Origin of the sequence: Limosilactobacillus mucosae (assembly GCF_046939755.1) — a bacterium.
Classification (GTDB): domain Bacteria; phylum Bacillota; class Bacilli; order Lactobacillales; family Lactobacillaceae; genus Limosilactobacillus; species Limosilactobacillus mucosae_A.
On the sequence record NZ_JBKZAY010000040.1, the window covers coordinates 1 to 12,140 of the forward strand.

At 46.6% G+C, this 12,140-nt stretch carries 10 protein-coding genes and 1 tRNA gene; 6 read left to right on the forward strand and 5 right to left on the reverse strand.

Features of this window, described 5'->3' with window-relative positions:
- The 3 genes from ACLUWI_RS09510 to ACLUWI_RS09520 all read right to left on the reverse strand — a co-directional run.
- Positions 1-181, reverse strand: a 181-nt coding sequence (locus ACLUWI_RS09510) for a hypothetical protein (protein WP_412147124.1), incomplete at its 3' end; no start/stop codon positions are given.
- Between the two features lie 667 nt (positions 182-848).
- Entirely contained in the window at positions 849-2,669 is a 1,821-nt protein-coding gene (locus ACLUWI_RS09515) for an FAD-binding protein (RefSeq protein WP_412147125.1), read from the reverse strand.
- 873 nt (positions 2,670-3,542) lie between these two features.
- A tRNA-Pro gene (locus ACLUWI_RS09520) sits at positions 3,543-3,616 on the reverse strand.
- 205 nt (positions 3,617-3,821) lie between these two features.
- Here ACLUWI_RS09520 and ACLUWI_RS09525 point away from each other — a divergent pair.
- The 3 genes from ACLUWI_RS09525 (at position 3,822) to ACLUWI_RS09535 (ending at position 6,266) form a co-directional block, all read left to right on the forward strand.
- Positions 3,822-4,790, forward strand: a complete 969-nt coding sequence (locus tag ACLUWI_RS09525; protein ID WP_412147126.1) for a bifunctional hydroxymethylpyrimidine kinase/phosphomethylpyrimidine kinase — start codon at positions 3,822-3,824, stop codon at positions 4,788-4,790.
- A gap of 14 nt (positions 4,791-4,804) precedes the next feature.
- Positions 4,805-5,314: an ECF transporter S component gene (locus ACLUWI_RS09530; RefSeq protein ID WP_412147127.1), complete on the forward strand. Its 510-nt coding sequence runs from the start codon at positions 4,805-4,807 to the stop codon at positions 5,312-5,314.
- 307 nt (positions 5,315-5,621) lie between these two features.
- Complete coding sequence (locus ACLUWI_RS09535) at positions 5,622-6,266, forward strand: HAD hydrolase-like protein (RefSeq protein ID WP_412147128.1); 645 nt, start codon at positions 5,622-5,624, stop codon at positions 6,264-6,266.
- Between the two features lie 156 nt (positions 6,267-6,422).
- Here ACLUWI_RS09535 and mmuM read toward each other — a convergent pair whose 3' ends face one another.
- Positions 6,423-7,340, reverse strand: a complete 918-nt coding sequence (mmuM, locus tag ACLUWI_RS09540; protein WP_412147129.1) for a homocysteine S-methyltransferase — start codon at positions 7,338-7,340, stop codon at positions 6,423-6,425.
- A gap of 91 nt (positions 7,341-7,431) precedes the next feature.
- On the opposite strand from mmuM, the gene ACLUWI_RS09545 reads away from it, so the two are divergent.
- From ACLUWI_RS09545 to ACLUWI_RS09555, 3 genes are all read left to right on the forward strand, one after another.
- The gene (locus tag ACLUWI_RS09545) at positions 7,432-8,823 is read left to right on the forward strand and encodes an amino acid permease (RefSeq protein WP_412147133.1); all 1,392 of its coding nucleotides are present in this window, start codon (positions 7,432-7,434) and stop codon (positions 8,821-8,823) included.
- A gap of 93 nt (positions 8,824-8,916) precedes the next feature.
- On the forward strand, positions 8,917-10,599 hold the full coding sequence (locus tag ACLUWI_RS09550) for a nuclease-related domain-containing protein (RefSeq protein WP_412147130.1): 1,683 nt from the start codon (positions 8,917-8,919) through the stop codon (positions 10,597-10,599).
- A 67-nt stretch (positions 10,600-10,666) separates the two neighbouring features.
- Positions 10,667-10,948, forward strand: a complete 282-nt coding sequence (locus tag ACLUWI_RS09555) for a hypothetical protein (protein WP_412147131.1) — start codon at positions 10,667-10,669, stop codon at positions 10,946-10,948.
- A 145-nt stretch (positions 10,949-11,093) separates the two neighbouring features.
- Here the strand turns inward: ACLUWI_RS09555 and ACLUWI_RS09560 are convergent.
- The coding region (locus ACLUWI_RS09560; protein ID WP_412147132.1) for a MucBP domain-containing protein at positions 11,094-12,140 on the reverse strand (1,047 nt) is incomplete at its 5' end.

Below are 12,140 nucleotides of genomic sequence, written 5' to 3' on the forward strand. Positions count from 1 at the left end.
TCTGGTGCTGCTTGAACATCTTAAAGACCAGTCCAAGCGTCAGCAGCAGGCGTAGCAAAAGCAGACTGGTCAAAATTAGATTGCATCGCCGTTTTTTGCGAGCTGTCTTGATCGTGTGACCACAGTTGGCACAGATTTTTTCGTGCGTCTTGAGCGAAGTCTTACAGTGCGGACATTTCATTAACAACACATCCTTTCTAGTTTGGCTATCTTTATTTTACGCCGATTCAAACTTGCCGAACGTTCTTTTCGCCAAGTTTTTAGACCAGGTAAAACGTTATTAAACCAGACTTTTAAAGCTTTTTTCGATTTTTTATTCAGAAATTTACGAAAAAAGACTTGCACTGGGTAAACCGTTATACTATTATATTTATGGGTCGTAAGGAAAGTGTTTTCAATCCTACTTTTCTTTCATAACTTGTTTTATCGTGAAACCGTTCGTGTGGCAGTCGACGATGGCCATCTCTTAACTACGCCAAGTTGCCTGATGACCATCACCGTCAATCAATCGACCAACCGCTAACGTTTGACCGACCCTTCCTTCTGCCGTTGGAGTACGCCAACTCCAGCGATCAGATGTTCATTTAATCTCAAGACGATCCTTCGTCTTTCCTCAAAATCGTGAAGCCGCTGGCACTGGCACGCCAATCCCCAGTGCTGGACTCTCAATCCCTTTAAATCCATTTTATGGCTTCACACAAGATCATCCTTGTTTAGCAGGCTCATCTTATGACTGACTCTTGTTCACTCTAATCATTAAAAATTTAATCCACATTACATCCATGAGCCTGCGGACAACTAAAAAACCGTCATCGAACGCAAAATTCGGTGACGGTTTTTTATTGCTTTTACTTGACTTTGCTCAGTGCATCAGCAACCGCTTTACTCAGCGCGCGGCTAGTCGTCGTCGCACCTGAAATGGCGTCAACGGCTGCCGTATTGGCGCTGACCATGTTTTTTTCAAGCTGGTCAAAAGCCGCTTGACCAATCTCTTCGTTTTCGTGGTTCTCTAAAACCTCAACTTGACGCAGCTTTTGATTTTGATAAGTTACGCGGACGACGATCCGGCCACCCATGCCGTCATCGGAAACGCCCAGATACTGATCCGGTCCTACCATATAATGCTGCGCCGACAGATCCAGCAGATCATTAATATGAACGGTAATCGCATCATGCAGCCGCGCAACTTTAAATGCATCCCGCTTAGGTTTAGCAGCATTCTCGCCGGCAATCTTGCCAAAAATCAGACATTCAGCCAAATTTCCCCCGCTTTGATAGTAGTTGGCCGCAATTCCGCCTAACTCGCCAGCACTGTATAAATGCGGAATCGGTTGGTCATCAACGTTTAGGACCTGTGCTTTTTCGTCATGCTGCGGACCACCCTGCGTATTTAAGACGTTGCTGGCCAATTCGATTGCATAATATGGTCCGGCCCCAAACTTACGCATGGTATCCGTATCACGACCAGTCTGGTAGTCACGGCCAATTTCTTTAAAATGGTTAAAATCAGTAACCGTCTGGGTAAGACTGATTGCTGGTACATGCAACTGCTTGGCCAGTTCTGGCAATGAATCCGCGCTGAGCAGCTTTTGCATAAACTTCGGGTAGGGCAGCCGCCGCTCGTCTTTTTCCTGCTGAGCAAAGACTTCATGCTGTGCCTGATCAAATACCAGATAAGGATGTTTTTGATAATGCGGTAAGACCCAGTGACCATGTGAATATAGATGACCATGACGTGCGGGCTGATTTTCCGCAAAAAAGCGCGTGCCATCATCGCCAATCACAAAAATGCTGCCATGATTCAACTGCGACCAGCTTTGAATTACCCGGCCCCGATGCTGCGTACCTTCTTCAGCAAACGTGAGCCCAGCCAGCGTGCCAAAACTTTCATAATTTCCCATGTGCCAAAGTTTTGCCCGAACTTCCTGCGCCATTTTAATGCCATCACCACGATTGAACAGTGATCCCATTGGCATTAACGTTGGCTTTTGCAGATAGTTTTGAATCATTTCTCGATTATTTTCAAAACCGCCCGTTGCCAAAACCAGACCATTTTTAACGGCAATTTGATAATCCTTGCCGCGTCGACGCAGCTGAACGCCCTTTACCACGCCAGTTCGTTCATCCTGATACAAATGCCGGGCCCGAGTGTTGAGCCAAACATCGATACGGTCCGCGCGCTCAATTACGTTTTGCCGCAGTATTTTCCATAACGCCGCATCCTTGTCGCGCCGGTGAACCAGAGCAATATCAACTGACTCGCTGTCGGCCAGTTCCGGATATTCAGCCAGGGAATGCTTGGGAACAACTGGATCGCCTAGGCGGATATCGTCTTTCCAGCTTACGGCTTTAACGCCCAGGTACTTTTCAAAATATTCCGGCATGTTGACCAGCCCGCGCAGATATGTCTGCATCAGCTTGGCTGGCACCATAAAGTCATCGTTGAGCTGCTGATAGTACTTGGTCAGCTGACCGATTCCTTTACCCATTGCAACGTGCTGTGATGCATAGCGGGTATTGCCGCCCTCCCTTCCAAGCGGTGCCGTGTCCACCAATAGGACGTATGCTCCGGCCTCAGCCGCAAATCGGGCCGCTGTAGCCCCAGCACCGCCAAAACCCACGACCACTACATCATATTGGGCATTCCATTGAACATCATTGGCCTGCATAAATTTTCATTCCTTTACTCTAATTAGTCACTCTTTTAGTCTAACTGAAGCCAGCAACCATTGCCAACAAAAAAAGCCGCCCGTAAGCGACTCAAAGGCAACTTTCATTAACGAAAACACGGCTGCAGCCAGTCTCATTCTCAACTACAGCTATGGCTATGCTCAGAGATGCCACTGTATCCGCCTCATCCATCGATAATCGCTGGTGCGGTTAGATGCCTTGCCATAAATTTAATGAATGTTATTAGTGCGATGGAAGCTGACTGAATTTGAAATTTTACGAGTGTTTCAAGCTGCCAGCACTATTTTTGATTTTTTCCGGACCATGACAATCATTAAAAGCTTACCTTGTGAAGCAAAACAGGCATTAATCAGCTAACGGCTTTGAAATTACCTACTATTCGCTATTTTTGCGCCAGAAGTAGGTAACTGTATATTCAACCGGTCTAACTTTACCTACTTGCAGCAGTTTTTTTCTGAATAGCAGGTAATGTTGCATATTTAGGGAGTGATTGGGCCAGACCGACTTTGTGAATTACCTACAATTTGGGGATTTTCGGCCAATAGTAGGTAATGTTAGGGATGCCCAACTCGATATACACTATTTTTTACCTACTATACAATGATTTTTTTTAAAAAGTAGGTAATGATATTTTTATCATATGTCATTATTCAGTTTTTCTTGAATAATTAGACATCATTACGTTTGTCAGGGCTGTTTACCGACTAATTCTGCATCATCATCAGCTACGATCCGTCACATCCTTTTTAGAATTTTTGCGTATCATTCACTGCTGCGATATTTCTAATAATCAATAAAATTCAAATAAATAAAAATCCCCACTCAAATTTGAGCAGGAATTCATAATCCAATCGGGAAAACAGGATTCGAACCTGCGACCCCCTGGTCCCAAACCAGGTGCTCTACCAAGCTGAGCTATTTCCCGAAATTAAATTAGCAATCAACATTACCAACAGCTATAAATTTTACCGCGGTTGATTTAAATCGTCAAGCAGATTTTACAGTCATTGGCAGTTTGGTAATTGTATCAATACAATTCAGACTAATGTTTGGCTACATCTTGTCAGTAAGTGCTAGCCGCCGTATAGTAAGATCATCAAATTAAAAAATGATTAGAGAGGATTGTTGATATGATCAAGCCCGCTCTGTTGATTGAAGATTTTTCGGCGTTGGGTCAAATTTCAATGATTGGTGCCCTAAGCGTTCTGCAAGCAATGGGTATTACGACCGCATCTCTGCCCGCGACCATTTTATCCAGTCAAACGGAAGGATTCGGCCAACCTGTAGTTTTGGACACCGAGCAATGGATTCAGTCCTCGCTTAGACATTGGCAGGCGCAGGTCATTGAACCAAGCGGCGTTTTAATTGGCTATCTTGGTCAACGCGACCTGGCCCAACAATTGAGCAGCTGGCTTGAGCATCAAAACCTGGCTGACTGCTTAAAAATTGTCGATCCGGTTATGGGTGATCAAGGCCAGCTATATCCTGGGTTTGATCAAGACTATGTCGAGGCGATCAAAAAACTATGCCGTTACGCTGATTTGATCACACCTAACTGGACTGAGCTTTGTCTCTTGGCTGGTCTGCCATATTCGCTACCGACTACTGAGACATTAAATCAGGGGATAGATCAGCTAAAGGCGGCGGGAATCAATGCCAAAATCATCGTCACCGGTGTTCATTCGAATGGGCAGATTGGCTGCTGTTGGCGCCAGAATCAACAAGATAGATTTGATTCGTCTCATCAGCAAACCGCGTGCCCACATCAGGATTGGCAAAAAAGCAACGATGGGAGTCTAAACTTTTTGAACAGTTCTGACGCGCGCCAAAATCTGCAAAGCGAAGACGATCGGTATCAGGTTCAGCCACTGGAGTTTTGCGGCAATGAGATTCGGCCAGGTCATTTCTATGGTACCGGCGACATCTTCTCGGCACTGCTTTATGGTCGGCTGCTGCAAGGCTGGCCGCTGGAAATTGCAGTTAAAAACGCAACGGACGCCATGGAGATTGCAATCCAACAGACCGTTTTCCTCCCTGACAATGAGCGGCGATTTGGTCTGCGTCTCGATCATTTGATTCACTATGTAAGTAAAGCATAAGAGGAGTGATTTTAATGCAAAAATCTGCAACGGTTAGACATTTGGTATTCACGGCGCTTTTGACGGCGCTGACTTTGATCTTTGGTCGTTTCTTCTTGATTCCGCTGCCTTGGACGCATGGCAACATCAATCTCTGCGATGTCGGCATCTTTATCGGTGCCATGCTGTTGGGACCATGGGCTGGCGGCTTTATCGGTGGCTTTGGTGCCATGTTTCTGGATTTAATTTCCGGCTTTGCTCAATACGCGCCATTTTCATTCATCTCACATGGTCTGGAAGGTATCGTTGCCGGTTTAGTCTTTAAATACGTTCGCGGCAAATGGGGCCGCGTTGCCGGTGTAGCTGCGGGAACGATCGTGATGGTAGTCGGTTACTTCTTCTCGGATGCCATTCTTTATACCTGGGCAACTGGAGCAGCCGGTATTTTCCCCAACCTGATTCAGGGAATCGTTGGCTCAGTAATCGCGCTTTTGATTGCCTCACCGGTTGAAAAAGCCGTTCACCCTGCCCTTACTGGTAAATAACATCTAAAGCATCGTCATTAAACCGCGTCATGTCGAGGTAGCGAAACCTTGGGCATGGCGTTGTTTTTTTGAGAAAATAGAAATGATATCTCGCTTAGCGAAAATGCTGTCAGCTTTGATAAAAACATCGCACTACCAAAGCTTCTCGCTCGCGATAGTGCGATTTTTATTTTCAATGGTTTTAAAACGTTTCTTGATCAGCTGGCTAAATTAAGGCAATGCATCCCCCTTATGTTATGGCGGCGTTTTCATTTTCCAAGCTTTGGGTTAAAATAAAGTTATCGTATTTATTGAAAGGAATATTTTTATGAAGGGTGCAATTTTTAACGTCAATAATCTAATCGTCGACACAAATCAGCAGCAGTTTGACGCTTGGCGCGAACTGGCAATGTATGAGTATGGGCTGGGATTACCTGGCAAACTGGCCCCACAACTCAAAAATCTCAGCTCTGCCGCTGCCTTGCCAATCGTTTTGAAGCAGCTGCACCAAACGGCCGATGAAGCAGAACGGGCCACCTTGCTTTCTGAACAAGAACAGATGTATCAAAAAGCGTTGGACTCGCTGGATGAATCTTCAGTAATGCCTGGGATCGAACGCCTTTTGATCAACCTGGACGATCACTACGTCAACATGGGGGTCGTTGATAATGGCGGTCATGCCGAACTCATTCTAAAGCAGCTGCAGATTGCCGATTACTTTACCGCAATCATCCCTAATGAAGGCGATCCCTACTCTGCCTTTGCCCAACAGCTATCGGTAGCGCCAAACGAATGCATTGCTCTGGCCACCACTCCAGCCAATATCGCTGCTATCAATCAGGCTCACCTGATCTCAATTGGTATTGGCGATGCAGAACTTTTGAGCGCGGCTGACTATCAAGTTGCTCAAACCGGCGATCTGCGGTACCCAATGCTGCGCAAGATCTGGGAAGATCACCACGAAAATAAATAAAACGGCTGCTTAGTTCAATTAGTCAACAATCAATTAAAGAACATTTATCCTAGCCTTAAATAAGCCAATTTATCCATAGCTAAGCGCAAGGTATTTTGGGCTAACATAAAACAGCGTCATGCCTGGGCTTTTTCCCTCGCAATGACGCTGTTTTTATTAGTTCTCATTTAAAACTGCCGCAATCTTCGCGATATCCGCGGGCGTAGTCGTACAGCAGCCACCAATCGCGCTGGCCCCAGCTAGCAGCCACTCTTTCGTCAGTTTGCCAAAATCATCTTCAGCAGGTGCAGCTGACCAGGTTTTAGTCGCTGCATCATAGCTTGCTCCCGAATTTGGATAGGCAATTATCGGCAGTACCGTAGCTTCTTTTAGTTTTTGAATCGCCGGTGTTACCAGCCGCGGCGGAATACAGTTGATGCCAACGCCGATTACCTGATCATACCGTGAAACGACTTTGGCAGCATCAGTCAGTTTAGTGCCTTCACTGATGGTTTCGGCATCTTTTAAGGTAAAGGAAACATAAACTCTTTGATCAGAATACTCATTTTTTAGCAGATCCAAAACCGCTTTAACCTCGCTAAGCTTCGGCTGGGTCTCCAATGCCAAGCAGTCCACGCCGGCATTGATGATTGCTTCCAAGCGGGGGCGGTAAAATGCCTGATACTCGGCCGCCGTTAATTCGTAATCGCCACGATATTCGCTCCCATTGGCAAGATAAGCGCCGTACGGTCCCAGTGAGCCTGCCACATATCCGTGCACTCTCGATTCGGCTTCGTAATCATCCCGCGCCTGCTTAGCCAATTCAACGGCTTTTTCAATAACCTGCCGCGCTTGTCTTTCAGTCAGTCCCGCTTTTTTAAGTGCTGGAAGATTGGCTTGGTAGGTATCCGTGATTGCCAACCGCGCCCCTGCTTCAAAATACTCCTTATGTACTTGATAAACGAGTTCGGGCTGGTTAAGCAAAGCCGCGGCTGTCCACAATTCATTATTAGTATCACAGCCCAGCCGCTCCAAACTGGTACTCATTGAGCCATCAATTACCAACGGCTTTGAGAAAATTGATCTTTTTACCATTACTTTCACCCTTTTGTGTTATTATTTTTTAATGATATTCTAATTAGTTGCTGTTAACAATTATTTTAGCTTGGGAAGTGAAAAAATGGCAATTGCCAAACAAACTGAACACTTGGCACGCAAAATGGAATCACGTCATATCCAAATGATCTCATTGGGCGGCGTAATTGGTACCGGGCTTTTCTTGAGCTCTGGCTATACGATTCATCAGGCAGGCCCTTTAGGAACGGTGCTGGCCTATTTTGTTGGCGCATTGATCGTCTACAGCGTCATGCTCTGTCTGGGCGAACTTTCAGTAGCAATGCCTTATACCGGTTCGTTTCACGTGTATGCCAAGCGCTATATCAATCCTGCAACCGGCTTTGTCGTCGCCATCCTTTATTGGCTGACTTGGACGATTGCGCTAGGTTCTGAATTTACCGCTGCTGGACTGATCATGCGCAATTGGTTTCCGCATACGCCAGTCTGGATCTGGAGCCTGTTGTTTATGATTGGCATTGTGATAAGCAATGTCTATTCCGTCCGTATTTTTGCGGAAAGTGAATTTTGGCTGGCCGCGATCAAGGTGTTTGCAATCATTGCTTTTATCGTCTTGGGATCGCTGGCAATTGTTGGCGTAATTCCACTCAAGGGTTATACGCATGCCCCGGGATTGCAGAATTTCGTTAAGGATGGCTTATTTCCAACGGGATTTGGCGGCGTCTTTACGACCATGCTGACGGTAAATTTCGCTTTTTCCGGTACTGAATTGATCGGGGTAACGGCCGGTGAAGCCAAGCAACCCGAAAAAACACTGCCAAAAGCCATCCATACTACCCTTTGGCGTCTTATTATCTTTTTCATTGGTTCCATGATCGTCATGGCCGCCTTGATCCCATACCAAAAAGCCGGCGTTACTCAAAGCCCATTCGTCTATGTCTTTAAGATGATGGGGATTCCGTTTGCCGGTGACTTGATGAATTTTGTCGTCTTGTCAGCTATTATTTCCGCGGCTAATTCCGGTCTTTATGCTTCGACACGAATGCTGTGGTCACTTAGTAATGAAGGGATGCTGCCGAAATTTTTTGCTAAAACCAACCGGCGCAGCATCCCCACGGTAGCATTGGCATTTAGCATGCTGGGCGGCATCTTGGCCTTGCTTTCCAGCGTAATCGCAGCTGATACCGTCTACTTGGTACTTGTTTCAATTTCTGGATTGGCCGTCGTTTTTGTCTGGATGGCAATCGCTTTAGCACAGCTGAATTTCAGAAAAGCATTCTTAGCGCAGGGACATCAAGTCGATGAGCTTTTGTACCGCACGCCCGGCTATCCGTTCGTTCCTTTATTCGCCTTAATCTCAAGCGGTTTGTCGTGTCTTTTAATCTGGTTTGATCCTCAGCAGCGAATCGCATTATATTGGACGCTGCCGTTCGTTTTGATATGTTATCTCGGCTATTGGTGGTGGCAAAAGCGTCATCCAGAAACTGCTGATCCGAATAAATAGTTTTGTTTAGCATCCGCTTGATCAATCAGGGGGATGCTTTTATTAGTTATGATAAAATAAAGACAGTATTCAAAATCGAAAGGAGGCAGTCTCTTGTTGCGCTATCTTATCAGCATCCTGATTGGCGGCATCCTGCTTTTGATCTTCAAGGACTGGCTTGGGATCAGCAGAAAACATCCGCCGCGTAAAAAAGCTGCTCGCCAACCGGATTCCGCACCTAATCACGAACCGGAAACAATCGCTCAATCGATGCCGGATGGTCATGAAAAAGCAGAGCATAATCAATTGCGGCCAGTTTCAGCACCAGAGCAGGACTCTCGCGATGCTGTTTCACATGAAAACGGCGCTGCCAGCTTTACTAGGCAAACTTCCTTGATTGCAAATGACGACAGCGTTACTGGACAGCAAGACATTTCGTTACAGCCCGATGTCTTCAGTTTGAATCCAGAGCAAAATGAGGTTCGGGTTGATCTTGGCCCTTCAGAATCCAAGCAAGGTACTGCCCAGCAAGCTTCTGAAAAGCAGCAGGATCTTGGCAACAGCAACATGCTGAGTAATTCAGGGGCAAAACTTCAAGATCAAACCAGCGGGCATTCTAAAAGCGCTTTGAAGGCTGCCGGTAAAGCTAATCCTGCATCCAAGCCGCAAACCGTTTTGAAACGCTCACCTCTTAAATCATGGTTTAGCTTCAAGCGCTCGGTTAATTGGTCAACGGTGGCGCAACCGCTTAATTGGTCAAACCTGCTCACGACCAAGCTGATCAGCAACGCCGCCTACTTAGAGCAGCTGCAGCAATGGGATCGGCATCTCAGTATGGTAGCAGATCATGACGAAATCGCGACCCAGGCCCGTCAAAACTTTTCTGATGCCCAGAAGAACGCCTTTTTCCAAGATCCATTCCCTGGTCTGCGCTTTTTGGCTTATGAAATGGCCAAAACCTATTCTTGGTACAGCCATGGCGCGGATCGTACGCCAAGTGAATTGGCCATGCTTTCTAAAGAGCTCAAAGGAATCATTCAGCTGCATGAGCGCGCCACCCAGCTTTTGCAGGGGGATATTGGTGAACGTCGCGTTTATCAATTGCTACAGGAGCTTTACCCACATGAAGAGCTACTCGACTCGCTCAACCTGCCTTTTGACTATTACAAAAAACAAAATATCACTGCCGTTAATCAAATTGATATCGTTTTGATCACCCGCAACGGCATCTTGATTCCAGAGGTTAAAAACTATCAGGGTCTGGCGTTGCAGCTGACCAGGAATGGCGATTTTATCATTGCCTACCCCAACGGCTACTGTGAACAGATTAAAAATGCTGCCGAACAGCTGAGTAATCACGAGCATGCGGTCTCACGCCTGTTATTTGAGGATGCCAACGCACGCCAGATTTTAATGAACGCCCAGCCAGTCATTCATTCCATGTTCGTAGCGGCCAACCCCGAACAAGCAACCGTGCCCGCGCCTGGGATGAAAAATCGTCTCTACTCGCTGTCGCAGCTTGATCAGTTCGCTAAATTTAAGGCCAAGCGTCCATTAACTGGCCTTGAACAGCGGTATCTTAAAGAATTACTGGCCAGCCGCGGCATTGGTGAACGCGAATACGAGCAGCCCTTTATCATCAATCTGGCCAAACTGGAACGTCAGCTGCTCGCGATGGTAGCCTTGAATGATCAGTATCTCAATGACAATCGTCCACTAACTCGTTATGTTGACAGTGACATGCTGACCAGTCTGCATCGCGGTAATTTCATTGACGATCACTGCCGGCTTCGCTAGTCAAAAAAACAATTGCCACAAGCCTCAAAGATAATGCGCCAACCTATTTTTAGAAAGGAAGATACCTTTGCATAAGATCGATGTCGATGATCAATGGCTGCATCTCTGTTATCAAGGTGAAGATCGTGATGACGGCTGTGCCAATGAATTGAGTCTGCAGCCTGCTAATGACGAGCCCCGATTAAACCTGCTTTTGAGCAATCACGGCTTTAACGATGAACCGCATGACGCGACTTTTTCACTCAATCAAGCTGATGTTAAGGCCTTGCAGAAATATCTAGCTAATTGGCTGAATGATCAACAAAGGACCCCGTCATCACACGGATCAATCTCATACGACCAAGCTTAGATCAAAAAATGTCCGGTTGCCCAATCCAGGCAGCAAAGCATTTTAATAGTAAATAATCGTTAACTAAAACGCACCACCCCAAGCATGGGATGATGCGTTTTTATCGTGATTCTGTAGGTCAAGCTGACGACAAAACTAAGAAACTCTATAATTTGCGCTTTTTGGTTCTACCAATGCCAAAGCCTAACCCAGCAAGCGCTAAACCAATTATCGTTAGGACTGATCCGTGTTGAGCATTGCCAGTCTGTGGCAGTCGCTTGGCATCATTATCCTTGGCGTGGCTTGAAACAACCTTAGCATTATTTTCAACTGTTGCTGAATCAATCGAATAGTCAATATTCGGCGTCACTAACGACTCAGCCAGATCAGCTGGCGTTTGTGGCTGTTCCGGCGTATTAGATGTAGTCGGTGTTTCCGGCGCAATCGGTGTCGGATTCTTAATGTACGTTACCGGCGTGTCCTGCGTTGGGTCAGCTGGCGTCACGGTTGAAATAATTGGCGTGTAACCAGGTACGGTTGGCACGGTCTCATTTGGCACAACATTTGCTGGATCATTTTGATCATTTGAATAACTTGGCGTATTCGCACCTGGAATCGGGTTGCCAGCTTCATCAACTGGAATGATCTTGCCGACCTGCTTGTAAATGAACTTGGCTGTCTGATCACCTTCGCCAAACGTCCCCGCTGTGTTTTCCTGCTTAACCAGCACGTAGCCGTCAATCACTTGCGCGTCTCCAGTTACGTCAAACGAGTCGCCATAGTGGTAGCTGCTGTCCTTGCTTGGCACCAGTTCGTTGCCATCTTCATCCACGAATTGTTCAGTCAACTGGTATTTGTTTTGCGTATACGTTACCGGCGTGTCCTTCGTTGGATCTTCCGGCGTCACACTTGGTGTACTTGGCGTGTAGCCTGGTACGGTTGGCACGGCCTCATTTGGCACAACCTCCGTCGGATCGGCGGGATCATTTTGATAGTTTGGCGTATTGGCACCTGGAATTGGGTTGCCGGCTTCATCAACCGGAATGATTTTGCCGACCTGCTTGTAAATAAACTTGGCTGTCTGATCACCTTCGCCAAACGTGCCCGCCGTGTTTTCTTGCTTAACCAGCACGTAGCCGTCAATCACTTGCGCGTCTCCAGTTACGTCAAACGAGTCGCCATAGTGGTAGCTGCTGTCCTTGCTTGGCACCAA

What these genes read in the sequence shown, in the direction of transcription:
- ACLUWI_RS09515 (WP_412147125.1), bottom strand. Translation starts at nt 2,669, where the DNA reads ATGCAGGCCAATGATGTTCAATGGAATGCCCAATATGATGTAGTGGTC.
- ACLUWI_RS09525 (WP_412147126.1), top strand. Translation starts at nt 3,822, where the DNA reads ATGATCAAGCCCGCTCTGTTGATTGAAGATTTTTCGGCGTTGGGTCAA.
- ACLUWI_RS09530 (WP_412147127.1), top strand. Translation starts at nt 4,805, where the DNA reads ATGCAAAAATCTGCAACGGTTAGACATTTGGTATTCACGGCGCTTTTG.
- ACLUWI_RS09535 (WP_412147128.1), top strand. Translation starts at nt 5,622, where the DNA reads ATGAAGGGTGCAATTTTTAACGTCAATAATCTAATCGTCGACACAAAT.
- mmuM (WP_412147129.1), bottom strand. Translation starts at nt 7,340, where the DNA reads ATGGTAAAAAGATCAATTTTCTCAAAGCCGTTGGTAATTGATGGCTCA.